General features: G+C 72.5%; 19 protein-coding genes and 1 pseudogene. 13 read left to right on the top strand and 7 right to left on the bottom strand.

Annotation, left to right across the window (positions count from 1 at the left end; genetic code table 11):
• Positions 1–17: 17 nt before the first annotated feature.
• Complete coding sequence (locus tag ABZ478_RS02580) at positions 18–1,400, bottom strand: glycine--tRNA ligase (protein ID WP_359544666.1); 1,383 nt, start codon at positions 1,398–1,400, stop codon at positions 18–20.
• Positions 1,401–1,562: 162 nt separating this feature from the next.
• Here ABZ478_RS02580 and ABZ478_RS02575 point away from each other — a divergent pair, with 162 nt between their 5' ends.
• From ABZ478_RS02575 to ABZ478_RS02560, 4 genes are read left to right on the top strand one after another with little or no spacing between them, the layout of a single operon-like run.
• Complete coding sequence (locus tag ABZ478_RS02575) at positions 1,563–2,540, top strand: metal ABC transporter substrate-binding protein (protein ID WP_359544665.1); 978 nt, start codon at positions 1,563–1,565, stop codon at positions 2,538–2,540.
• 20 nt (positions 2,541–2,560) lie between these two features.
• Positions 2,561–3,328, top strand: coding sequence for a metal ABC transporter ATP-binding protein (locus ABZ478_RS02570; protein WP_359544664.1), 768 nt, complete (start codon positions 2,561–2,563; stop codon positions 3,326–3,328).
• A complete protein-coding gene (locus ABZ478_RS02565; RefSeq protein WP_358927285.1) occupies positions 3,328–4,230 on the top strand; it encodes a metal ABC transporter permease in 903 nt (300 codons plus the stop codon). Before ABZ478_RS02570 ends, ABZ478_RS02565 begins: the two co-directional genes overlap by 1 nt.
• Before the next feature lie 59 nt (positions 4,231–4,289).
• Positions 4,290–4,709, top strand: coding sequence for a Fur family transcriptional regulator (locus ABZ478_RS02560; protein ID WP_358927286.1), 420 nt, complete (start codon positions 4,290–4,292; stop codon positions 4,707–4,709).
• A 117-nt stretch (positions 4,710–4,826) separates the two neighbouring features.
• Here the strand turns inward: ABZ478_RS02560 and ABZ478_RS02555 are convergent, their stop codons facing one another.
• Genes ABZ478_RS02555 through ABZ478_RS02545 form a run of 3 tightly spaced genes read right to left on the bottom strand, consistent with a single transcriptional unit; the run spans position 4,827 to position 6,720 of the window.
• Positions 4,827–5,666 carry an isoprenyl transferase gene (locus ABZ478_RS02555; RefSeq protein WP_358927287.1) on the bottom strand — a complete coding sequence of 280 codons (840 nt, stop codon included), beginning with the start codon at positions 5,664–5,666 and terminating at the stop codon, positions 4,827–4,829.
• A 33-nt stretch (positions 5,667–5,699) separates the two neighbouring features.
• Complete coding sequence (recO, locus tag ABZ478_RS02550) at positions 5,700–6,446, bottom strand: DNA repair protein RecO (protein ID WP_359544663.1); 747 nt, start codon at positions 6,444–6,446, stop codon at positions 5,700–5,702.
• 49 nt (positions 6,447–6,495) lie between these two features.
• Positions 6,496–6,720 carry a hypothetical protein gene (locus ABZ478_RS02545; protein WP_359544662.1) on the bottom strand — a complete coding sequence of 75 codons (225 nt, stop codon included), beginning with the start codon at positions 6,718–6,720 and terminating at the stop codon, positions 6,496–6,498.
• Between the two features lie 320 nt (positions 6,721–7,040).
• Here ABZ478_RS02545 and ABZ478_RS02540 point away from each other — a divergent pair, with 320 nt between their 5' ends.
• From ABZ478_RS02540 to ABZ478_RS02520, 5 genes are all read left to right on the top strand, one after another.
• Positions 7,041–8,675: an ABC transporter substrate-binding protein gene (locus ABZ478_RS02540; RefSeq protein ID WP_359544661.1), complete on the top strand. Its 1,635-nt coding sequence runs from the start codon at positions 7,041–7,043 to the stop codon at positions 8,673–8,675.
• Positions 8,676–8,679: 4 nt separating this feature from the next.
• Positions 8,680–9,636: an ABC transporter permease gene (locus ABZ478_RS02535; protein WP_359544660.1), complete on the top strand. Its 957-nt coding sequence runs from the start codon at positions 8,680–8,682 to the stop codon at positions 9,634–9,636.
• Positions 9,636–11,630: a dipeptide/oligopeptide/nickel ABC transporter permease/ATP-binding protein gene (locus tag ABZ478_RS02530; protein ID WP_359544659.1), complete on the top strand. Its 1,995-nt coding sequence runs from the start codon at positions 9,636–9,638 to the stop codon at positions 11,628–11,630. The genes ABZ478_RS02535 and ABZ478_RS02530 overlap by 1 nt, the downstream gene beginning before the upstream one ends.
• Positions 11,631–11,784: 154 nt before the next feature.
• Positions 11,785–12,789: an ABC transporter ATP-binding protein gene (locus tag ABZ478_RS02525; RefSeq protein WP_359544658.1), complete on the top strand. Its 1,005-nt coding sequence runs from the start codon at positions 11,785–11,787 to the stop codon at positions 12,787–12,789.
• On the top strand, positions 12,790–13,716 hold the full coding sequence (locus ABZ478_RS02520) for a dihydrodipicolinate synthase family protein (protein ID WP_359544657.1): 927 nt from the start codon (positions 12,790–12,792) through the stop codon (positions 13,714–13,716).
• Between the two features lie 38 nt (positions 13,717–13,754).
• Here the strand turns inward: ABZ478_RS02520 and ABZ478_RS02515 are convergent, their stop codons facing one another.
• From ABZ478_RS02515 to ABZ478_RS02505, 3 genes and pseudogenes are all read right to left on the bottom strand, one after another.
• Positions 13,755–14,123: a hypothetical protein gene (locus tag ABZ478_RS02515; RefSeq protein ID WP_359544656.1), complete on the bottom strand. Its 369-nt coding sequence runs from the start codon at positions 14,121–14,123 to the stop codon at positions 13,755–13,757.
• 256 nt (positions 14,124–14,379) lie between these two features.
• Positions 14,380–14,616 (bottom strand): annotated as a pseudogene (locus tag ABZ478_RS02510) (RHS repeat-associated core domain-containing protein); the annotation flags it as partial.
• Between the two features lie 73 nt (positions 14,617–14,689).
• Complete coding sequence (locus ABZ478_RS02505) at positions 14,690–15,877, bottom strand: sialidase family protein (RefSeq protein ID WP_359544655.1); 1,188 nt, start codon at positions 15,875–15,877, stop codon at positions 14,690–14,692.
• A 145-nt stretch (positions 15,878–16,022) separates the two neighbouring features.
• On the opposite strand from ABZ478_RS02505, the gene ABZ478_RS02500 reads away from it, so the two are divergent.
• From ABZ478_RS02500 to fxsT, 4 genes are all read left to right on the top strand, one after another.
• The gene (locus ABZ478_RS02500) at positions 16,023–17,273 is read left to right on the top strand and encodes a hypothetical protein (protein ID WP_359544654.1); all 1,251 of its coding nucleotides are present in this window, start codon (positions 16,023–16,025) and stop codon (positions 17,271–17,273) included.
• Between the two features lie 120 nt (positions 17,274–17,393).
• Positions 17,394–18,989 (top strand): hypothetical protein, encoded by a 1,596-nt coding sequence (locus ABZ478_RS02495; protein ID WP_359544653.1) that lies wholly within the window; start codon positions 17,394–17,396, stop codon positions 18,987–18,989.
• 62 nt (positions 18,990–19,051) lie between these two features.
• Positions 19,052–20,050: a MoxR family ATPase gene (locus ABZ478_RS02490; protein WP_359544652.1), complete on the top strand. Its 999-nt coding sequence runs from the start codon at positions 19,052–19,054 to the stop codon at positions 20,048–20,050.
• Positions 20,047–24,441, top strand: a complete 4,395-nt coding sequence (fxsT, locus tag ABZ478_RS02485; RefSeq protein WP_359544651.1) for an FxSxx-COOH system tetratricopeptide repeat protein — start codon at positions 20,047–20,049, stop codon at positions 24,439–24,441. The genes ABZ478_RS02490 and fxsT overlap by 4 nt, the downstream gene beginning before the upstream one ends.
• The last annotated feature ends 9 nt before the right edge of the window (positions 24,442–24,450 follow it).

Here is a 24,450-nt window from a genome sequence, read left to right as displayed (position 1 = left end):
CGTGGGCGCCGCGGGCCTCAGCAGCCCAGGAGGCGCTGGGCCAGGTAGCCCTCGATCTGGTCCAGGGACACGCGCTCCTGCTTCATGGTGTCGCGCTCGCGCACGGTCACCGCGTTGTCCTCGAGCGTGTCGAAGTCGACCGTCACGCAGAACGGCGTGCCGATCTCGTCCTGACGGCGGTAGCGGCGGCCGATGGCACCCGCGTCGTCGAACTCGATGTTCCAGTTCTGGCGCAGCGCCTGGGCGAGGCCCTTGGCCTTCGGCGACAGCTCGGGGTTGCGGGACAGCGGGAGCACGGCGACCTTCACCGGCGCGAGGCGGTGGTCCAGGCGGAGCACCGTGCGCTTCTCCATCTTGCCCTTGGCGTTGGGCGCCTCGTCCTCGACGTACGCGTCGAGCAGGAAGGCCAGCATGGTGCGGCCGACACCGGCCGCGGGCTCGATGACGTACGGCGTCCAGCGCTCCTGGGCCTCCTGGTCGAAGTAGGAGAGGTCCTGGCCGGAGGCCTTGGAGTGCGCGCCGAGGTCGTAGTCGGTGCGGTTGGCGACACCCTCGAGCTCGCCCCACTCGCTGCCGCCGAACTGGAAGCGGTACTCGATGTCGGCGGTGCGCTTGGAGTAGTGGGAGAGCTTCTCCTTCGGGTGCTCGAACCACCGCATGTTCTCGGTGCGCAGGCCGAGACCGGTGTACCAGTTCCAGCGCTGCTCCATCCAGTACTCCTGCCACTTCTCGTCCTCGCCCGGCTTGACGAAGAACTCCATCTCCATCTGCTCGAACTCGCGGGTCCGGAAGATGAAGTTGCCGGGCGTGATCTCGTTGCGGAAGGACTTGCCCATCTGCGCGATGCCGAACGGCGGCTTGCGGCGCGAGGTGGTCTGCACCTGGGCGAAGTTGGTGAAGATGCCCTGGGCGGTCTCGGGGCGCAGGTAGGCGACGGAACCGGAGTCCTGGGTCGGGCCGAGGTGCGTCGACAGCAGACCCGAGAACTGCTTGGGCTCGGTGAACTGGCCCTTGTTGCCGCAGTTCGGGCAGTTGATGTCGGCCAGGCCGTTCGCCGGGGCGTGGCCCTTCTTCTCCTCGTACGCCTCCTCGAGGTGGTCGGCGCGGAACCGCTTGTGGCACGAGGTGCACTCGGTCAGCGGGTCCGTGAACGTGGCGACGTGACCGGAGGCGACCCAGACCTCGGGGGCCAGGATGACGGACGAGTCGATGCCGACCACGTCCTCGCGCGACGTCACCATGTAGCGCCACCACTGACGCTTGATGTTCTCCTTGAGCTCGACACCCAGCGGTCCGTAGTCCCAGGCGGCACGCTGTCCGCCGTAGATCTCACTGCAGGGGAAAACGAAGCCACGGCGCTTGCTCAGGCTGACGATGGTGTCGATCTTGTCGGCGGCCACGGTGCTCTCTTCATTACGACGACGGGCGTTGAAGCGAGATGCTTCCAGCGAATTGATTCAGGTTACCGGCGCAGGCTCCCCCACAGCCAAATCGGCCCCCTGTCCACGGTCTCACGCGGGCGTTGTTGACAACGGTTTCCATGTTTGTTGAAAATGACTGTCATGAACGAACGTCGACGCCGCGCGTCCTCCCGCACAGGCACGGCCGGATCCGCGGTCGCGGTCGCCGCCGCGCTGGGCCTGGCCACCCTCACCGGCTGCTCCACCGACAGCGCCGCAGCGGGCGACCCGGGCAGGCTCGACGTCGTCGCGTCGTTCTACCCGATGACCTTCCTGGCCGAGCGGATCGGCGGCGGTCACGTCGCCGTCACCACGCTCACCTCCCCCGGACAGGAGCCGCACGACCTGGAGATCAGCCCCCGGCAGATCGGCCGGCTCGAGCAGTCCGACGCCGTGCTGTACCTGAAGGGCCTGCAGCCGAACGTCGACGACGCGGTGGCCCAGTCCCCGGTCCGGACCAAGATCGACGCGGCCTCGCTGACCGACCTGGAACAGCACGGCAACGAGGTCGGCGGCCACGCCGCCGAGCACGACACGCACGAGGGCGAGGAGTCCGGCGGCAAGGACCCGCACATCTGGCTCGACCCGGTGCGCTACGCCCAGGTCGCCGAGGGCGTCGGCAGGGCCTTCGAGAAGGCCGACCCGGACCACGCGGCCGACTACCGGAAGAACACCGCGGCCCTGGTGAAGAAGCTGGACGCCCTGAACACCCGGTTCGAGGACGGCCTGGCGCACACGGACACCAAGGTCTTCGTCACCACCCACGCCGCCTTCGGCTACCTCGCCGAGCGCTACGGGCTCACCGAGGAGGCCATCAACGGCCTCGACCCCGAGTCGGAGCCGAGCGCCGCACGCATCAGGGACCTGCAGCGGATGGCCGGGGCCGACGGCGTCACCACCGTCTTCTACGAGACGCTCGTCAGCGACCGGACCGCGAAGACGGTGGCGAACGACGCCGACCTGCGGACCGACGTGCTGGACCCGCTCGAGGGCATCACGTCCAAGTCCCGCGGCACGGACTACTTCTCGGTCCAGGAGGCCAACCTCAAGGCGCTCCAGCGGGCCCTGGGCGCCAAGTGACAGGCATGGAGGGGCAGATCATGGACGAACCCGTCATAGCGATGCGCGGGGTGACCGCCGAACTCGGCGCGCGTCCCGTGCTGCGCGGCATCGATCTCACCGTGCGCCGCGGCGAGGTGGTCGCGCTGCTCGGCGCCAACGGCTCCGGCAAGTCCACGGCGATCCGCACGGTCATCGGCCAGGTGCCGGCCGCCGGCGGCACGATCGAGCTGTTCGGCACCCCCCGCCGCGCCTTCCGCGACTGGGCGCGCGTGGGCTACGTCCCGCAGCGCACCACGGCCGCCGGCGGGGTGCCGGCGACGGTGAGCGAGATCGTCTCCTCGGGCCGGCTGTCCCGCACCCGCTTCGGCCTCTTCCGCGGGACCGACCGGGAGGCCGTGCGCCGCGCCCTGGAACTGGTCGGCATGGCGGACCGCGCCGGGGACTCGGTGAACGCCCTCTCGGGCGGCCAGCACCAGCGGGTGCTGATCGCCCGCGCCCTGGTCGCCGAGCCCGAACTGCTGATCATGGACGAGCCGATGGCGGGCGTCGACCTGGCCAGCCAAGAGGTGCTGGCCGCGACCCTGCGCGAGCAGGTCGCCCAGGGCACCACGGTCCTGCTCGTCCTGCACGAACTGGGCCCGCTGGAGCCGCTGATCGACCGGGCGGTCGTCCTGCGCGACGGCTGTGTGCTGCACGACGGCCCGCCGCCGAAGGCGCTGGGGCAGCACGCCCTGCCCGGCCACGACCACGTACACCCGCACGCGCCCGCGGGCACCGAACCGATCCGCACGGGACTGCTGAGCTGATGGAATTCCTGAACTACGCCTTCATGCAGCGGGCGCTCCTCGCCGCCGTCCTGGTCGGCGTCACCGCGCCCGCGATCGGCATCTACCTCGTCCAGCGCCGCCAGCCCCTGATGGGCGACGGCATCGGGCACGTGGCGATGACCGGCGTCGGCCTCGGCTTCCTGCTGAACGCCTCCCCGGTGTGGATGGCCACGGCCGTCTCGGTGCTCGGCTCGGTCCTGATGGAGCTGATCCGCTGGTACGGCAGGACACGCGGCGACATCGCGCTCGCCATGCTCTTCTACGGCGGCATGGCGGGCGGCGTGATGTTCGTCAACATCGCGCCCGGCGGCTCCAACGCGAACCTGACCTCGTACCTGTTCGGCTCGCTGTCGACGGTCTCCCCGTCCGACGTGACCGCGATCATGGTGCTGGCCGCGTTCGTGGTGCTGGTCACCCTGGGGCTGCGCCGCCAGTTGTTCGCGGTCAGCCAGGACGAGGAGTTCGCGCGGGTCACCGGCCTGCCGGTGCGCGCGCTGAACCTGCTCACCGCGGTCACCGCGGCGGTCACGGTGACGGTCGCCATGCGGGTGGTCGGGCTGATCCTGGTCTCCGCGCTCATGGTCGTACCGGTGGCCGCCGCCCAGCAGCTCACCCGCAGCTTCGCCGCGACCTTCGCGATCGCCGTCGCCCTCGGCATCACCGTGACGATCAGCGGCACGATCACGTCGTTCTACCAGGACGTGCCGCCCGGCGCGACGATCGTGCTGCTGACCATCGCCGCGTTCGTCGCGCTCACCGCGGCCGCCGCCCCTCTGGCCCGCCGGCGCGCCCGCGCGGCGGCCGCGGCACGGCCGGCCGGGGATCCCGCGGAGTGCTCGATTCCGGCCGGCCGGGCGGCCGGGGACGGCGTCGGCGTCTGACCGCGGGCTGCCCGGGCTGGCACAATGGCCCGGGCAGACGCGAGACGAGGAGGCAACCGGTGACGACCGCTGGACCGCCCGTGAAGGGCCGCGCCACCCGGCAGCGTGCCGCTGTGGCGGCGGCCCTGGACGAGGTCGACGAGTTCCGCAGCGCGCAGGACCTGCACGACATGCTCAAGCACAAGGGCGACTCGGTCGGGCTCACCACCGTCTACCGGACCCTGCAGTCCCTCGCCGAGGCCGGCGAGGTCGACGTACTGCGCACCTCCGAGGGCGAGTCCGTCTACCGCCGCTGCTCCTCCGGCGAACACCACCACCACCTGGTCTGCCGCACCTGCGGCAAGGCGGTCGAGGTCGAGGGTCCGGCGGTGGAGAAGTGGGCGGAGGCCATCGCCGCCGAGCACGGCTATGTGAACGTGGCCCACACGGTGGAGATCTTCGGCACCTGCGCGGACTGCGCGACGGCCTCCGGCCGCTGACCCGGCGGCCACGGCCGGAAGCCCGAAGGGGCCGAAGGGGCCGAAGGGGCCGAAGGGGCCGAAGGGGCGAGGAAACCCCGACGACCCCGCCGGCATCCGGCGCACCGGCAACGGCCGTCAGTCCTCCTCGGTGCGGCCTTCCATCGCGGCGAGCACCTCGTTGGGGATCGCGCCGCCGAAGCGGCGGTCGCGGGAGGCGAACTCGATGCAGGCCCGCCACAGGTCGCGGCGGTCGAAGTCGGGCCACAGCACGTCCTGGAAGACCATCTCCGCGTAGGCGCTCTGCCAGAGCAGGTAGTTGGAGGTGCGCTGCTCGCCGCTGGGGCGCAGGAAGAGGTCGACGTCCGGCATGTCCGGGTAGTACAGGTACTTCTGGACGGTCTTCTCATTGACCTTGGACGGGTCGAGCCGGCCCGCCTTCACGTCCTCGGCGAGCCGCTGCGCCGCGTCGGCGATCTCGGCCCGGCCGCCGTAGTTCATGCAGAAGTACAGGGTGAGCAGATCGTTGTCCTTGGTCTGCTCCTGGGCGACCTGGAGCTCCTTGGCCACCGACTTCCACAGCTTCGGCATACGGCCCACCCAGCGCACCCGGATGCCCAGCGCGTCGAGCTGGTCGCGGGTCCGGCGGATGAAGTCGCGGTTGAAGTTCATCAGGAAGCGGACCTCGTCGGGCGAGCGCTTCCAGTTCTCGGTGGAGAAGGCGTACAGGGAGATGTTGCGGACGCCGATCTCGATCGAGCCCTGCAGCACGTCCAGCACCCGCTCGGCGCCGACCTTGTGCCCCTCGGTGCGGGGCAGCCCCCGGTCCTTCGCCCAGCGGCCGTTGCCGTCCATGACGATCGCCACGTGGTTCGGCACCAGCTCGCCCGGGAGCTTCGGCGCGCGGGCACCGGACGGGTGCGGCTCGGGCGCCCTGTACTCGCGGCGCCGGCTTCCCAGGATCCCGCGTACGACCATGTGCTCCTCGACTCCCTCTGGCTCTACTCGCGCTTACTTCTCGACATACCGGAGCGAGCGCAGCCCGCGCTCCAGATGCCAGTGCAGATAGGCGGACACCAGCCCGCTGCCCTCGCGGACGTACCGCGCTTCGCAGGCGTCCGCCGTCTCCCAGTCTCCCGTAAGCAGCGCGCCCAGCAGCACCAGGGTCTGCGGGGAAGGCACGACACTGCCCGGCACGCGGCAGTCGACGCAGACCGAGCCGCCGGAGGCGACCGAGAAGAACCGGTTCGGGCCGGGCATCCCGCACTTCGCGCAGTCGCCGAAGCTGGGCGCGTAGCCGTTGACGGCGAGCGAGCGCAGCAGGAAGGCGTCGAGGACGAGGTGCGGGGCGTGCTCGCCGCGGGCGAGGGTGCGCAGCCCGCCGACGAGCAGCAGGTACTGCTGGACGGCCGGCTCGCCCTCGTGGTCGGTGAACCGCTCGGCGGTCTCCAGCATCGCGGTCCCCGCGGTGTAGCGGGCGTAGTCGGCCACGATCCCACCGCCGTACGGGGCGATGGTCTCGCTCTGCGTGCACAGCGGCAGTCCGCGTCCGACCAGCTCGCTGCCGCGCGCGAAGAACTGCACGTCGACGTGGGAGAACGGCTCCAGCCGGGCCCCGAACTTCGACTTCGTCCGACGCACACCCCTGGCCACGGCCCGTACCCGGCCGTGTCCGCGGGTGAGCAGCGTGATGATGCGATCCGCTTCGCCGAGCTTCTGGGTCCGCAGGACGATGCCGTCGTCGCGGAACAGACTCATGGCTCCATTCTGCCCGCCCGTACGGGCCGCCGGGCCCGCGGGCGGTCCTTCAGGCCACCGGCCGCCCGTGCCCGGCGGTGCGGGCGCCGCCGTACGCCGTCTCGGCGTGGAGCCGTTCGGCGGGGCCGGCCTCCCGCACGGCCCGCGGTTCGCAGTCCCACTCCCGGCCGCCGCCGTAGGGCCGCAGCTGTACGTACGGCCCCTCGTGCCCCATGACGATGCCGAGACGGCCGGTCCGGGTGTCGACGGCACAGGAGCCGACGGGGAGATTCATCGCGTCCACCTCCGGTGGCTCCCCTGCCTCTGGCAATTTCACGCTTCGCATGCCCCTGGTGGCCCAGCGTGTCTACACTCGGCCGGGGTCCGCCCGCCGCACCGCCTGCCGGGCCGCGTCGACTCCGCGCCCCACGCCGCCGTTCGGGCCGCCATTGGCCCGACCTGTGACGGCCTGGCGGGCGGCTGGGCCATTCGTGTGCGATCCCTTGACCACCCCTGCGGGCCCTCCTATCGTCACGCTGACGAATCGGACGTAGAACGTCCTATCTCTCGTTCATCGCCTTGCCCCGACCTCCCGATCCCGCTGCTGGAGGAACCGTGCGCGACGACGTGAACCCCGAGGTGCCGGCCCCGCGCCGCCGGTCGTTCCTGACGTACACCGGGGCGCTCGGCGCGGCCGCCGCCCTTCCGCCGGTGCTGGCGGGCTGCTCGGCCGGGCCGGAGTCGACGAACGACACCGGAGGCGGGGGCGCCGGCAAGGACCGCACCCTCACCGCGGTGATCGGGTACGGCAACGACGGCAGCTGGGATCCGACACAGACGGCGTCCGCGTTCTGCATGGCCGCGAACAACCACATCTACGAGGGGCTGCTCGACACCGACCCGATCTCCCGGGTGCCGTACCCGGCGCTCGCCACCGCGGTGCCGGCCGACGCCGGCGCCACGACCTGGCGGTTCACCCTGCGCGCCGGGGCCACCTTCCACGACGGCAGGCCCATCACCGCCGACGACGTCGTCTTCGTCTACGACCGGATCCTCGACCCGCGCACCCAGACCCTCGCCAAGGGCTTCTTCGCGAGCTGGCTGAAGGAGGTGCGGAAGGTGGACGCCCGGACCGTCGACCTGGTCCTGAGATTCCCGTTCCCGGACGGGCTCGCCCGGCTCACGCTCGCCAAGATCATGCCGAAGCACGTGTTCTCCCGGCCCGGCGCCTGGGACGAAGCGATCAAAGGGCTCGCGGTGGGCTCGGGGCCGTACCGGCAGTCCGCCCACCACCCGAAGTCGAACACCGTCTTCGAGGCGTACGCCGCCTACAACGGCCCCCGCAGGCCGGCGTTCAAGCGGATGAACTGGCTGACGATCGTCGACGCCGCGCCGCGCGTGGCGAAGATCTCCGGGACCGGGGCGGGCGCGCAGATCGCCGACAACATCCCCTACGCCAACGTCCCCCGTCTGGAACAGGGCGGTCTGAAGGTCGCGGGCGGGTCCGGGATGAACAACCTGTTCCTGATGTTCAACACCCGGCACAAGCCCTTCGACGACGTGCGCGTCCGCCAGGCGCTGCACTACGCCATCGACACCGAGAAGATGGTGCGGGTCGCGCTGAAGGGGCACGGCAAGCCGTCGACGTCGTTCCTCGACGAGGGCAACCCCGGCTACCGACGGGCCAGGACCGTCTACGGCCACGATCCCGCGAAGGCCAGGGCGCTGCTGAAGGCCGCCGGGGCGGAGAACCTGGAGATCGAGATCCTCGCGGTCAACGTGAGCTGGATCGTGGACTGCCTGCCGACCATCAAGGCGTCCTGGGACGCCGTCGGCGTGCGGACCACCCTCGCCCCGCAGGAGACCACCGCCGTGTTCACCAAGATGGACCAGAAGCGGGACTACCAGGTGGTGGCCGCGGCCTCCAACCCCAACCAGTTCGGGCTCGACGCCGATCTGATCATGCACTACAACTACGGCCCCGAGAACCTGTGGATGCGGTACACCCGGTGGGCCGGCGACCCCGTCGCCGAGCGGCTCTTCCAGGACATGGACCGGGCGACCCGGGAGCCGGACCCGGCCCGGAAGAAGTCGATGATCCAGGACTACATCGACGTCGTCGCCGAACAGGCCGTGCTCTACCCGGTCGTCCACAACGAGCTGATGACCGCCTGGGACCCGCGCCGCCTCACCGGGATAAGGCCGCAGCCCTACCCCGGAATCAACCTCCTGCGGGCAAGGTGGATCTGACGGCATGACGGCCGTCGTCCGCATCCTGCTCCGCCGCGTCGCCCTGCTCGTACCGCTGCTGCTCGGGATCGTGCTGTTCGTGTTCCTGGTGATGCGGTTCTCCGACGCCGACCCGGCCTCCGCGTTCTTCCAGGGCGCGAACCCGACCCCGCGGCAACTGCACGACTTCCGCGAGCGCAACGGCCTGCTGGACCCGCTCCCGGTGCGGTACGTCCACTTCGTCGGCGACCTGCTCCACGGCGACCTCGGCACCAGCGCCCTGACCCGCGCCCCGGTCGCCGACCAGGTGACCACCGCGCTGCCGCTCACCCTCCAGCTCACCTTCCTCGGCCTCGGCATCGCGGTGGTGCTGGCGCTGGCGGCCGGGGTCACGGCGGCCGTCTACCGGGACCGGCCGCCGGACCAGGTGATCCGGGTCGTCTCACTGGTCGGGGTCGCAGCGCCCGGCTTCTGGCTGGCCCTGCTGATGATCCAGTACCTGGCCGTGGACCGGGGCTGGTTCCCGACCGGCGGCTACGTCAACCCGGCCGACTCGCTCACCGGCTGGCTGCGGACCATGGCGCTGCCCGCCCTCGCCCTCTCCCTGCCGGTGGCCGCCCAGCTCACCCGGATCGTGCGGACCTCGGTGGTGGAGGAGCTGGACAAGGACTACGTACGCACCGCGATCGGCAGCGGGCTGCCGCCCCGGGTGGTCGTCGGCCGGAACGTGCTGCGCAACGCCCTCGTCAACCCGCTCACCGTGCTGGGGCTGCGCGTGGGCTATCTGCTCGGCGGCGCGGTCGTCATCGAGACGATCTTCTCGCTGCCCGGCATGGGCAAGCTGATGATCGACGCCGTGCGCAACGGCGACCCGGCCGTCGTCCAGGGGGCCGTGCTGACCACGGCCACCGGGTTCGTGGTCGTCAACCTCGTCATCGACATCCTTCATCTGCTCGTCAACCCGCGTCTGAGGGCGGCCTGATGGTCACGCGCGCGCACCTCGCCGAACGGCTCTCCCGGCCCGGCCTCCGGCCGCGGGGATGGCGCCGGCTGCCGCCGCCGTCGAAGGCGGCCGTCTGCTTCCTGGTCCTGGTCGTCCTGCTCGCCGCGCTCGCCCCGGTGCTCGCCCCGGACGACCCGCTGGACCAGCTCGACCCGGCCGGCGGCACCGGCCACCCGTCCGCCGCGCACTGGATGGGCCAGGACAGCCTCGGCCGGGACGTTCTCAGCCGGCTGATGTACGGCGCCCGCTGGTCCCTCGCCATCGGGCTGGGCGCGACCGCGCTCGCGCTGGTCGCCGGGGCGCTGACCGGCGCGGTGGCGGCCACCTCCCGCAAGGCCGTCGACGAGACGCTGATGCGCTGCCTGGACGTGGTGATGGCGTTCCCCGGGATCGCGCTCGCCGCTGTGCTGATCGCCGTGTTCGGCGGCGGGATCACCGTGCTGATCTGCGCGATCGCGTTCCTGTTCACCCCGCCGGTGGCGCGGGTGGTGCGGGCCAACGTACTCGACCAGTACGGCGAGGACTACGTCACCGCCGAACGCGTCATCGGCGCCCGCACCCCGCACATCGTGCTGCGCCACGTCGCCGTCAACTGTGCCGCCCCGGTCCTGGTGTTCTGCACGGTCCAGGTCGCCGAGGCCATCGTCTTCGAGGCGTCGCTGTCCTTCATCGGCGCCGGTGTGCGGCCCCCGGACCCGTCCTGGGGCAGTGTCATCGCCGACGGCAAGAACATGGTGCTGACCGGCGGCTGGTGGGCGACCGTCTTCCCCGGTCTGCTGATCCTGCTGACCGTGCTGTCGCTGAACATCCTCTCCGAGGGCGTGTCCGACGCCTGGGCGGCCCCGGCGGCCAGTGAGGTGACGGCGCCCGAGGACCCTGCGGAGGCGGCGGACCGTCCGGAGGCCGCGGAGCCGGGCACCGGGGAGGTGCTGCCGCTGCCCGGACTGGCCGAGGCGGCACGGCGGCTGCGCTCCCGGGCCCGGCCCCGGCCCGCGCCCGGCGGGCCGCCGGTGCTCGCGGTGGAGAACCTCGCCGTCGGCTTCCCCGGCCGACACCGGGACGTGGACATCGTCGACGGGGTCGGCTTCGAGGTGCACGCCGGTGAAGTACTGGGCCTGGTGGGCGAGTCGGGCTGCGGCAAGTCGCTGACCGCGCTCACCGTGATGGGGCTCCAGCCCAGGGGGTCCCGGGTGCGCGGGCAGGTCCGCTTCCGGCAGCGCGACCTGCTCGCCGAGCCGGCCCGGGTACGGCGCCGGTTACTCGGCCACGAGATGGCGATGGTCTACCAGGACGCCCTGTCCTCGCTGAACCCGGCGATGACCGTCCGCGCCCAGCTCGGGCAGCTCGTCCGGCGCGGCGGCCGCCGCACCCCGGCGGAACTGCTGTCACTGGTCGGCCTCGAACCCGGCCGCACCCTGCGCAGCTATCCGCACGAGCTCTCCGGGGGCCAGCGCCAGCGCGTCCTGATCGCCATGGCCCTCTCCCGCGATCCCGCCCTGATCGTCGCCGACGAGCCGACGACCGCCCTGGACGTCACCGTGCAGGCCCAGGTGATGGAACTGCTGCTGCGGCTGCGTGAGGAGCTGGGCTTCGCGCTGGTCCTGGTCTCGCACGACCTGGCGCTGATCGCGGACGTCACCGACCGGGTGGCGGTGATGTACGGCGGGCGGATCGTGGAGACGGGCGTGACCGCCGACCTGGTGGCGGCACCGGCCCACCACTACACGCGCGGTCTGCTCGGCAGCGTGCTCTCGCTGGAGTCGGCCGCGGAACGGCTGACGCAGATCAGGGGCGTCGTACCGGCACCGGCCGGCTTCCCGGCGGGCTGCCGCTTCGCCGACCGCTGCCCGCGGGCGACCGGGTTGTGCCACACCACCGTGCCGGTCCTCACCGGCACGGCCACGCACACGGCCGCCTGCCATCATCCGGCCGTGGCGCTGACGTCGGCGGAGAGCGAGGAGGCCGTGCGGTGAGCGCTGTCGTGGAGGTGCGGAAGGCACCCTGGGGCGTCGTACCGGCATCGACGGGCCGCCGCCCGACCGGCCGTTGCCAGACCGGCCGTTGCCCGACCGGCCGCCGCCCGCCGGTGACCGAGGCCTGCAGCACGCCGACGGAGGAGGTCCCGCGGTGAGCGCTGTCGTGGAGGTGCGGGACGCCCATGTCGTTCACCGGGCCCGCACCGGAGGCCTGTTCACACACGACCGGGTGTACGCCCTGACCGGCGCCTCCCTCACCGTCGCGCCCGGTGAGACGGTCGGCGTGGTCGGCGAGTCGGGGTGCGGGAAGTCGACGCTGGCGAAGGTGCTGGTGGGCATCGAGCGGCCGGTCTCCGGGTCGGTGTCGTTCCGGGGCCGCGACCTGTGGGCGATGCCGCCCGCCGAACGCCGGGCCACGGCGGGCGCGGGCACCGGCATGATCTTCCAGGACCCCTCGACGGCCCTCAACCGCCGGCTGACGGTACGCCGCGTGCTGCGCGACCCGCTGGACGTCCACGCGCGCGGCACCAGGGCGGAACGGGAGGAGCGCGTCGCGGAGCTGATGGACCTGGTGGGTCTCCCCCGGGCCCTCGCCGACGCCCTGCCCGGGCAACTGTCCGGCGGACAGCGCCAGCGGGTCGCCATCGCCCGCGCACTCGCCCTCGACCCCGCCCTCGTCGTCGCCGACGAGCCGACCAGCGCGCTGGACGTCTCGGTCCGCGCACAGATCCTCAACCTGCTGCTGGACCTGCGCGAGCGCCTGGGGCCGGCCCTGGTGTTCGTCTCGCACGACATCCAGACGGTACGGCGGATGAGCGACCGGGTGATCACCATGTACCTCGGCCGGATCGTGGAGGAGACCCCGGCCGGCCGGACCGCCGGCGCCGCCCGGCACCCGTACACCCGCGCCCTGTTCTCGGCCACACCCGGCCTGCTGGACCCCGTCGAACCGATCCCGCTGACCGGCCCGGTGCCGTCGGCGACCCGGCCGCCGAGCGGCTGCCCGTTCCGCACCCGCTGCTGGAAGGCCGACGAGCTGTGCGCGCGGGAGATGCCGGATTTCTCGGCCGCGTCGCGGCCCGGACACCGCTACCGCTGCCACCATCCTGTGCAGGAGGACCAGCCGGTCCGCGACCCAGCCCGCCAGGAGCCGTGAATGACCTTCCCCGCCCCGCTCACCGGTGTCGTCCCGCCCGTCTGCACCCCTCTGACACCGGAGCGCGAGGTGGACGTGCCCTCGCTGCTGCGGCTGGTCGACCATCTGGTCGCGGGCGGGGTGCACGGGCTGTTCGTGCTCGGCTCGACCTCGGAGGCGGCGTTCCTGACGGACCGACAGCGCCGGCAGGTGGTCGAGGCCGTCACGGGCCACACCGGCGGACAGCTGCCCGTGCTCGCCGGGGCCATCGACATGACCACCCCGCGCGTCCTGGAGCACGTCCGGGCGGTCTGCGCGGCGGGAGCGGAGGCCGTCGTCGTCACCGCTCCCTTCTACGCCCGCACCCACCCCGCCGAGATCGTCCACCACTACCGCCGGATCGCCGCCGCGAGCCCGGTCCCGGTGATCGCCTACGACATCCCCGTCGCCGTGCACACCAAGCTCCCCGCCGAGCTGGTGCTGGGCCTGGCCGCCGACAGGGTGCTGGCCGGCCTGAAGGACTCCAGCGGAGACCTGGCCGCGTTCCGGGAGGTCGTCACCGGTGCCCGCGCCCACGCCGGCTTCAGCGTGCTGACCGGCTCCGAACTCATCGCGGACTCCGCGCTGGCGCTGGGCGCCGACGGGGCGGTACCCGGGCTGGCCAACGTCGACCCGCACGGCTACGTCCGGCTGTACCGCCTGTGCCGGGCGGGCGACTGGGAGGGCGCACGAACCGAACAGGAGCGGCTGTGCACGCTGTTCGGCATCGTCGGGGTGGCCGATCCGGCCCGCATGGGCGGCAGCTCCTCGGCCCTGGGCGCCTTCAAGGCGGCCCTCCACCTACGCGGAATCATCGACTGCGCGGCGACGGCCGAGCCCCAGGTGCCGTTGTCGGGGGACGAGGTGGCGCGGGTGGGGAAGGTTCTGGCGGCGGCGGGGCTGCTGTAGGTGGAGGCACGAGCGTCCCCCACCTCGATCCGGCCTGACTATGGAGTCGGGATCCGTTGCAGATGCTGAATGATGAGAGCGACATCCGAAATGGATTTGATGCAGAATTCCTGATCCCGAGTGTGCATGCGTTGAATAACGTCGGCAAATGCCGGATTCTCCAGACCGCCAGCCTCGAAAAGAACGCGATTCGGCAGCAGGATCCGGTTTCTTCTTGTTGCGTCAAGCACCCATTCGAGTTGAGTGGGAATGCTCTGAACGGCATCCTCGATGAACTGGTCGACGCCTTCTTGCAGAGCTTTATAGCGCCACCCAATGTAGGCCACTTGATGATAGCCGCACTCGTCGTTGTATTCCGCTGGCAGCTTGAACCAGGCGAGTTCGCCAAACCTACTGAGAGCTTTCATCGCGTCTACGGTTCGGGTCGACATGAAACGTCCGATCTGTACTACCAAAGGGGGCCAGAGTATCCCTCATCATCAATGATGATCTTACCTCGCCCGCCGCTCTCTCGGGAATATATGAAGCGATCTCCGAGCAGTCTATGTTCCCATCTATCGGCGCGGACCTCATAGCACTTACTGCCGCTTCATCTGGGGGGTAGTTCGGGTTGGGGTCCCTGAAATCGAATTTCCCGCGCGATGTCTCGCCGTCGGGATAGTCCGGTGCGAGACCTAGGGAATCGGAGTGGATGTAGGGGTCGTAGACGTAGCTCGTAGGATTGGGGGCAGGCACAAGCCCGAGAGGGTCGGCCGTGAGGTAGCGAGAGGTCTCTGGGGTGTAGTGGCGGAATTAGTTGTAGGGGAGGCCGGTTTCTGGGTCGTAGTACTGGCCTGGGAAGCGCAGAGGTGTGTATGCAGTGCTGTTGGCTGCCCACACCGTGGTGCCGCAAAGGATGGCCAACTCACCCTGCCATCGGGACGGTTCCTATCGCCGCCCCGGGCCGTCGTGCCCGTGGCGCAGGCCACTACGGTCAACGCGTCGCCCCCACCGGCAGCCGCCGGAACTCGATCGTCTCGTACGGCCCCTTCGCCCCCGTCTCGTACAGCAGCCCGACCGTGTCCGCGTCGATGCGGACGAGGTCGGAGTAGGCGGCGGGCCGGTCCGCGAGGGTGAGGGCTCTGACGAAGGTTCGTCCGCCGTCGGTGCTGTGCCACAGGGCCATCGAGCGGCGGGCCGTGGGCACCGAGGGGGCGGAGAAGAGCAGCGGCGCCTGATCGCCCGGTAGTTGCAGGACGCTGCCCTGGACCACCGGGACGTCGTTCAGGGTGCTCTGGACGGCGTAGGGGGCGTCCAGGGTCTCCCCCGCGTCGCTCGACCAGGCGTCGAGCCGGTTGCCGGGGCTGCTGCCGTTCTGGTCGCGCGAGGCGAAGTACAGCCGTCCGTCGGGAAGTTGTGCGGCGCTGGTCTCGTTGGCGTTGGTCACGCCGTCGTAGGTGTCATCCACGAAGCCCAGGTGCCAGGTGTGGCCGCCGTCGTCGCTGCGGAGGGCGTGGGCGCCGTAGTACCGGGGCTCCTGGCCGGTGTCGGGGGAACCGGGAGGCGGCGCGGTGGAGTGGTCCGCGGGGACGAGGAGGCGGCCGGCGTGGGGGCCGCGGGTCACGGCCAGGGCGTGGCCGGGGCCGGTCGCGTACCAGCGCCAGTGCGGTGGCTTCACCGCGGCCGTGATGTCCCGCGGCGGCGTGAAGCGGCGGCCGTCGTCCCGGCTGCGCTGCACGAACACCCGGCGGCTCTGTGCGGGGGTGACCTCGCCGCGCATGATCTGCGCCTCGGTCACCGCCCCGCTGTTGTACGAGGTGACGAGCACGACCGTGCCGGTGCGCGGGTCGATCACGGGTGCCGGGTTGCCCCGGGTGTCGCCCCGCCCGGCGGCCACCACCGTCATCGGTCCCCAGGTGCAGCCGCCGTCGGTGGAGCGGCGCAGCACGACGTCGATGTCGCCGCTGTCCCCGGCACCGTCGTGCCGGCCCTCGGCGAAGGCCAGCACGGTTCCGCGGCCGGTGACGACGGCCGCGGGGACGCGGTAGGTGTCGTAGCCGCCCTGCCCGGCCGTGTACGGCACGGAGGAGACGCAGTGGGCGGCGGCGTGGGCGGGCGGGCCGACGGTGAGCGGGGCGAGGAGGGCGGGTAGGACGAGGAGGCAGCGGCTCGGCAGGGGCACCCGCCCATGTTCGCCGGGACGACGCGGAGTTCGGGGAAGCGCGGGCGTGTCGGGGGTACTGCCCGGGGCGGGCGCGGGGCAGGATCACCCCCGGGGAGCAACCGCCGGCTCGTGAGGTCCCGCGGGGCCGAAGGGGGAGACGCGCATGGTGACACTTCTGTTCGTGCACGGCACCGGGGTACGCGAACCCGGTTACGGCGACGCGCTGCGGCGGGTCCGGGAGGCGGTCGCCGCGCGTCGTCCGGACGTTCGCGTCGAGCCGTGTGACTGGGGCTCCGCCCTCGGCTCGTATCTGCGTGACGGAGGAGTGTCCATCCCGGGCTTCGCACAGCAGGGCGGCCGCGGGCCCGAGGCTCCGGGCCCGGACGACGAACAGGTGGCCCGATGGGCCCTGTTGTACGCCGACCCGCTGGCGGAGCTGCGGCTGTCCGCGCTCACCGGTACGGCCACCGCAGCCGGGCCCGCGCCGTTCGTACCGGGGGGCGCCGCGCCGGGGGACGAGCTGCTGGAGGCGCTGGCCGCGCTGCCCTCATCGGACGCCGCGGACGGGGCGTGGACCGAGGCCGGCCTCGGTCTGCCGCTGGCCCGTGCCGCGGCCGAGCTGGCCGCGGCGGCGGACCTGCGCCGGGCGGTCGCGGCGGACGGCGGGTCCCCGTCCGTGCTGCCGAGGCTCACGGCGCGCGCCCTGGTGGCACACGCCCTGCACCAGGGAGGCGACCCGGGCCGGGTGCCGGCGGCGGCACGCGACGCCCTCGTGGACCGGCTGACCGGGGCGCTGGGCGGTGACGACCGCGGGGTAGGCGAAGCCCTGGCCGCCGGGGCCCGGTTCGCCGCCCGGCTCTTCGAGAACGTGCTGGGCTCCCGGCTGGCGGTCGCCCACCGGACCGCGCTGAGCGGCAAATCCGTCGGCTTCGTCGGCGACATCGTGAGTTACCTGGTCCGCGGCGAGGCCGTCCGCGCTCTGGTCGCCGAGCGGGTGCGCGCCCAGTCCGGCCCGGTCGTGGTGCTCGCCCACAGCCTGGGCGGGATCATCTCCTTCGACCTGCTGGCCTCGGGGGTGCTGCTGGACGGCGCGGAGACGGGCCCCGGCGCCCGCCCCCGCCAGGTCAGGGCCCTGGTCACCGTCGGCTCCCAGGCACCGCTGCTCTACGAGCTGGACGCCCTCCCCTCGCGTCCGTACGGCAGCGGGCTGCCGCGGGGCTTCCCGCTCTGGGTGAACGTCTACGACCGTCGGGACCTGCTCTCGTACCGGGCGTCCGAGGTGTTCTCCGGCGGGGTGACGGACGTGGAGGTCGACAACCGGCAGCCGGTCTCGGCGGCGCACAGCGCCTACTGGTCGAACGACACCCTCTGGACGGTGCTCGACGACGTCCTCGACCGGGTCGCTCCATCCTGAGGCACACAACCGCTCCGCTGGGTACGGTCGTTGTGAGCCAGTTGACGGGACATGCGCGCCGGCCCGCCGCCGGGTGCGGCGTCCCGCGTTCGTACCAGGACATGTACGAAGGGAACGCGCGTGGCGACGCACCACCGGTTGAACGAGGACCAGCTCCGCATCATCGAGGAGATCGTGGCGGTCCTCGAGGACCCCGACGCCAATCTGATGCGTGAGGACGGGCGCCGGCTGTGGCTGCAGCTTCTGCGGGACGCGGTCGACGGTCTGCCCGAGGAGTCGTACGCCGTGCCGCGTCAGGAGCTGGTGAGCGTCGTCCGCGCGTGCGTCGTACGCAAGGGCGCCCTCACGCCCCTGAGGCAGGCCACCGAGCTGGTGGCGCCCGCGCTGGACCGGCACCTCCAGCCCCTGCTGGAGGAGTGGCAGGCGCACGCCGTCCACGGCACCCGGAGCTGGGCCCCGCTGCGCGAGGCGCTCCAGCGGCAGCTGGAGCCGGGTGAACTGGCCGCGATGGTGTCCCGCGTGACCGACGGCCGGCGGGTGCTGCCCCCGTACTGCACGACCCCGTGGCAGGCGTTCGTGCACCTCTCCGACCTCAACTCCCCGGCGTCGGGCCTGCCGCCGTCCATGGTGCTGCTGGAACACCTGGCGTGTCTCCCTGAGTTCGCGCCCTGTGCCACGGAGATCGTCCGCTGGAACGACCACTTCGCGCGGCAGTGGGGGCTGCTGCACGAGGACGACGGCCTGCTCGCCCTGCGGGCCGGCCTGCGGACGGCGCCGCCCGGCTCCGGCACCGAACCGGCGCGCCCGGCGAGACCGCGCCGCCCGGAGATCCGCGTGTACATCCGCGTGGCGCCCGACCAGCGGCCACAGGCCGCCGGGGCGCGCAGGCGCGCACCCCGGTCCCAGCGCTACCACGTGTCGGCCTGCGTCAAGTACTGGGAGTCCCCCGCCCTCCACCGGGAGCCGGGCACCGACTCCGGTGCCCCGGTCACCCGCGCGCAGCTCGGCGCCTGCGTCTCCGGGCTGCTGAGCAGGATGGCCCCGCAGTGGCGCGACCGCTCGGAAGAGGTGGCCCTGGAGTTCTTCCTCCCGCTGGAACTGCTGACCGAGCCGGTCGAGTGGTGGGACCGCGATCCGGCACGGCGCTTCCCCAAACCGCTGCTGAGCCAGTACCGGGTGTCCCTGCACAGTCTGGAGCGGGTGCAGCGCCAGGAGTTCCACCGGGCGTGGCGGGCGCGCTGGGCCCACTACAAGGCGGCCGCCGGCGACGGGCCGCGCACCGGGACCACGGTGTACCAGTGCCCTTCCGACCCCGCTGTCGCCGACGCGGCCCACCTGGGGCGGCTGGACGTCGCGGTGGGCAGCGACCACGATGTGATCGGCCTGCTGCTGTGCGCGCCCCCGATGCGGAAGGGCGAGCTGGGGGCCGAGGAACTGGTGCTGGCGCTGGAGCTGGGCGTTCCGATGCTGCTGTATCCCCGCGAGAGAGGGGTACCGGACGCCTGGCCGGCCGCGGTGCGGGAGATGCCGGCCGGCGAGGGGCTGCGCGGTCTGCGCCGGCTGGCGCAGCAGTGGCGGATCGACGCCGCGTCCGGCCGGCCCGCGCCGCACGACCTCACCGCGATCCGGTCGATGGGCCTGATCTGGGACAACCCCGATCATCTGCTCGACGGGGGCCCGAGTGCTCCCGCCACGTTCGTAGGGGGGACCGAGTGAGCATGATGCCGCAGCCGGGGTCGCGGCCGCCGGGGCCTCTGTACCGAGGGACGGGCGTACCCGTGCCCGAGGTGCCCTACGAGCAGCGCACATGGCCGGCCGGACCGCCATGGCGCACCTTCGGCACCCCGCCGGCCATGCCCGCCCCGCCGGACGACGAGGAGGCCGGGCGCAGGCTCGGCCGGACCTCGGTCCACCGGCTCCCCCGCCACGACGAGGTCCGTCTGGTCAACGCCGCCCTGCTGCTGCGCCGGCCCCTGCTGGTCACCGGACGTCCGGGCGTCGGCAAGTCCGGCCTCGCCTACCGCATCGCCAGTGAGCTGCGCCTGGGCCGCGTGCTGCAGTGGGCCGTCACCAGCCGGACCACCCTGGCCGCCGGCCTGTACGAGTACGACGCGATCGGACGCGCCCAGGCCGGTCACGCGGCGTCGCGGCCCGCGGAGGCGCCCAGCACCGGGAACTACGTCCAACTGGGACCGCTGGGAACGGCGTTGCTGCCCTACCGGCTGCCGCGGGTCCTGCTGATCGACGAGATCGACAAGTGCGACATCGACCTGCCCAACGACCTGCTGACCCTGTTCGAGGACGGCTACTACGAGATTCCCCCGCTGATCCGGGTGAAGACGCAGGAGCCCACCGCCGTCGTCCACACCGCGGACCCGGGCCAGACGGCGACCGTCTCCTCGGGGGTGGTGCGCTGCCACGCCTTCCCGGTCATCGTGATGACCTCCAACGGCGAACGGGAGTTCCCCGAGGCGTTCATGCGCCGGTGCCTGCGCCTGGACATCCCCGAGCCGGACGCGGCGGCGCTCGGGGAGATGGTCGCCGCGCACTTCGGCGACCGGCTGGGAGCGCGGCAGGACCGGCTGATCGAGGAGTTCATGAGACGCAGTGACCGGGTGGGCGGTCTGGCGGCCGACCAGTTGCTCAACGCGGTGCACCTGATCGCCGCGGGGCACTTCCCCGAGAACCTCGACAGCCCGGCCGCCGCGGAGGAGTGGACGGCCCTGCTGGAGTCCGTGTGGCACCCGCTCGGCGGTGAGGAGGCGGCGCCGGAGTGAGCGGTGACGCCGTGCCCGGGGAGCGCGACGAGCGGGGCCGGGACGGACCACGCGTGGCGGACGGCCCGTCAGGGCTGCCGTCGCCCTCCGGCCTCGAGCCCCGGGAGCTCGCCGATGCCCTCTGGCTGGCGAGCGAGCACCCGTGGCTCACCGTGCCGTCCGCCCGCCGCCGGCCCGGCGGCGGCAAGCGCGGCGAGCGGGACCCGCGCGCCCGCCCCGGGGCGGGGGCCCGTCCTGGGGCGGGAGAGCCGCACCGGGACCGCGCGGATCCCCACGCCGACGGGACCGGGCCGGAGCCCGGCGCACAGGAAGCGGAGCCGCGGGCGCGGGAGCCGGGCGCGGACGGTGCCGGCGGCGCGGACGGTTCCCGGCCGGCCCCGGGTGCCGGTGCGCGCAAGGTGTCGTGGCTCCTTCCGCGGTCCGGTGAGCGACGGCCGAAGGGCCGGGCCGTCGGCAGAGCCCTGCGCCCGTTCCGCACCGCGGTGCCCTCGGCGCACACGAACGAGCTGGACGAGGACGCCACCGCCGACCGGCTGGCGCTGGCGCCGTTCCTGCCGCCCGTGCTGCGCCCCTCACCGGAGCGCCGCTGGCGGGTGATCCTGCTGGTGGACACCGCGCCGCAGATGGCCGTTTGGCGGCCGGCCGTGGCGCGCCTGACCGAGGCGACCCGGCGCTTCGGAGGCTTCCGGGACGTCACGGAGCTGGCCCTGGACGCCTCCGTCGCCGGCCAGGCCGGGGTGTCCCTGCCCGGTCCCTACCTCAGCGCGCGGCGTGTCCCGCCCCGCAGCCTTGTCGATCCCGCCGGACGGACCGCTGTGCTCGTCCTCACCGACGGAACGGCTCCCGCCTGGCGCTCGGGAGCGGCCCAGCGGCTGCTCGCGCTGTGGGGCCGGCGGCAGCCGGTGGCGGTGCTGCACATGCTGCCCCAGCGCCTGTGGCACCGCACCGGACTCCACCCCTACCTGGTCAGGCTGCGTACCGCGGGCGGCCGGGCGGCACAGTGGCGGCCCGGCTGGGAACCGGCCGAGGCGGTCTCCGCCCTGCTGTGGTCGCGTTCCCGCCCCGAGGACACCGTGCCGGTACCGGTGCTGGAGCCGCACCCGGCCTGGCTGGCGCCCTGGTCCCGGTTCGTCGCCGGGGACGGCCCGCGCGAGCTGGTGCTCGGCGCCGTCCTCACGGGCGCCGCCCCGGCCGAGCCCGCGTCCGTGCCGCGGGCGGCGACGGCCTTCGAGAAGGTCGCCGCCTTCCGCGGCTGGGCCTCCCCGGAGGCCTTCCAGCTCGCCACGCGCATAGCGGCCGCGCCGCTCGAACTGTCCACGATGACCGAGGTCCAGCGGCGCACCCTTCCCGGCACGCACGCCGAGCACATGGCAGAGTTCCTGCTCGGCGGGCTCGTCTCGCCGGTGCTGTGGTACGACGACGGCCGGTGCGAGTACCGGTTCGGGCCGGGCGTACGGGAGGAGTTGCTGGCCCACGGCACGCGGAGCGCCACCGAGCAGGTGATCGAGCAGACGGCCGAACTGCTCGCGCCGCGCAGTGCCGCGGCCCGGGACCTGCTCCGCTATCTCAAGGGGGAGCGGTCGTTCGTCGTCCAGGCCGATGACGCCGACCAGGACTTCCGGGCGGTCGAGCGCTCGGTGCTGCACGCCCTGAGCGGTCCGCACGCGCGTCGGGCGAGCGCGCTGGACGCCGTGGAGGACGGCACGGTGCGGCATGTGCGCTCGTCCGGGGCGGCGCCGTCCGTGGACGCCGCTCCGATGGCCGTGCAGGGGGCGGGCGGTGCGTCGGACGCCGAGGGGGAAGCCGACGGGGAAGGGGAAGAGGAGACCGTACGAGGGACCGCCGCGCCCGGCGCGTCCGATGCCCGACAGGACGACGGCGGCCGACCCGTCCGGCAGCCCTACGTCCCCAGACCTGCCGTCTGGGGGTATGTGCCGCCGCGCAACCCCCGGTTCACCGGCCGTGGCGAACTGCTCGACGAACTGAGGGCGGGGCTGTATTCGGACCCGGTGGCGGCGGTGCTGCCGCACGCGCTGCACGGGATGGGCGGCGTGGGCAAGTCCCAGCTCGCCCTGGAGTACGTGTACCGGCACGCCGCCGAGTACGACCTGGTGTGGTGGGTGCCCGCCGAGGACGAGACCCGGATGAGAGCGGCGTTCACCGAACTGGCCCGGAGAATGGGACTGACCGAGCACGCGGATGCCCCGAGGGCCGTGTCTCTCGTGCTGGAAGCCCTCCGTACCGGCCGGCCGTTCCAAAGGTGGCTGCTGGTCTTCGACAACGCGGAGGACCCGTCCCTCGTCCGGCCCTATCTGCCGAACGGCCCGGGCTCCGTGATCGTCACCTCGCGCAACCCGAGCTGGGGCGCCGTCGCCCACTCGGTGGAGGTGGACGTGTTCACCCGCCAGGAGAGCGTCCAGTTGTTCCGGCGCAGCGGCCCCGGGGCCACCGAGCAGGAGGCCGACCGGATCGCGGAGCTCCTCGGGGACCTGCCCCTGGCCGTGGAGCAGGCTTCGGCCTGGGTCGCGGAAACAGGTATGTCGGTGGACGAGTACGTGGCGATCTTCGAGCAGCAACGCGCCGAGATCCTGGAGATGTCCGACCCTTCGCCGTCGTACCCCGAGGCGGTCGCCAGGGCTTGGGACATCTCCCTCGACCACCTGGAGACGAGGAGCCCCCAAGCAGTGCACCTGCTGAGACTTTGCTCGTTCCTGGCCGCGGATCCGATCCCCCGGTCGTTCCTCCGGCAGCGCGGCCGGCAGCACATCACGGCGGAGCTCGACGCCGTCCTGGGCGACCCCCTCCGGCTCGGCAGGGCCCTTCGGGACATCAATCGCTACTCGCTCGCCCGCATCGACCACCGCGCGGACTCGATCCAGCTGCACCGGCTCGTCCAGACCGTGCTGCGCAACCGCATGACCCCGGCCGAGGAGGAGCTTTTCCGGCACGCCGCCCACTTGGTGCTCGCCGACAACCTGCCGGGAGAGCCGGCCGATCCGGGCCGATGGCCGTCCTTCCAGGCGCTGTACCCCCACGTGCTCGCCTCACGGGCCTGGGAGTCGTCCGACCCCTACGTGCGGCAACTGACGTACGAGGTGGCCCGGTTCCTGTTCCACTGGGGCGCGCACGACACCTCTCTGGACTTTACCGAGAGGGTGTACGCGCACTGGCGGGAGCGGTTCGGAGAGGCGGACATCCGGGTGCTGTTCCTCGGGCAGCACCTGCACCGGGTGCTGCGGAGCGCGGGACGTCACGAGGACGCCGCATGGCTCACCGCCCGTATGGTCGCCGTCCTGGAGGAGGCGGAAGCAGATGGGGAGGAGTATCTCCGCACCCAGCTTCTGGCCGCCGATGACCTGCGCGCACGCGGCGACCTCGGCGGCGCGCTGCGGCTGGACACGGACATCCACGCACGTTCCGCGCGGGAATTCGGCGACACGGATCCCTTCACCCTGGAGTGCGCCTCCGCCCTCGCGGTGAGTCTGCGGGCGGGCGGCGACTTCGCCCGGGCCCTGGAGGTGTCCGAGGAAACGCGGTCGCAGGCGGCGGAGATGTACGGAGACGATCACCCCCTGACGCTGGGCGCGCTGGCCTCGGTGGCGCTCGACCGCCTGGAACTGGGCCAGTACGCGCAGGCGCTGTCCTTGTCCGAGACGCACGTGGAACGGGTCCGCGCCGTGTTCGGCGAGGACCACCCGGAGACGGCTCTCGCGGTCACGCGGCTGGCGGTCGTCCTGCGCAGGGCGGGGCGGGTCGCCGAGGCGGAACGAAACTCGGACGACGCCCTCGAAACGCTCACCCGCCGTTTCGGCGCGGAGTACCCCGACGCGTTGCGCGCCGCCGTCAACCACGCCGTCGACCTGCGTCACGCGGGCTGGTCGCGGGACTCGGTCCTGCTCAGCGAGCGCACGCTCGGGGTCCTCGAGGCCCTCTTCGGCCCCCGGCATCCGCACACGCTCTGCGCCGTGGTCAACCACGCGGTGACACTGCTGGGGCTGTACGAGCCCGACCGGGCCGGGCCGTTGCTCGAGCGGGCCCTGGCGCAACTGGCGGACACGCTGGGCGCGGGCCATCCCTTCACCACGCTGACCGAGATGAACCTGGCCGGCGTCCACTTCGCGCTGGGCGACCCGGACCGCGCGCGTTCCCTGGACGCCCAGGTCCTGGCCCGGCTGCGGGAGCACCGCGGCGAGACGCATCCGCTCACTCTCACCGCACAGACGAATCTCGCGACGAGCCTGCGCGCGCTGGGTCTGTCGGACGAGGCGGCCGACCTGCACCGCCAGGCGGCCGAGCGGATCGAGGAGTCGTTGGGAGCCGGGCATCCGCAGTGTCTGCGGGCTCAGGCCTGGGAGCGGGCCGACGCCGATCTCGACCCGCTGTACCTGTGAGAGCGCGCC

The sequence above is a fragment of the Streptomyces sp. NPDC005706 genome (genome assembly GCF_040631045.1).
Classification (GTDB): domain Bacteria; phylum Actinomycetota; class Actinomycetes; order Streptomycetales; family Streptomycetaceae; genus Streptomyces.
The sequence above is the reverse complement of the archived record's forward strand: the minus strand, read 5'-3'. Positions and strand labels throughout refer to the sequence as shown.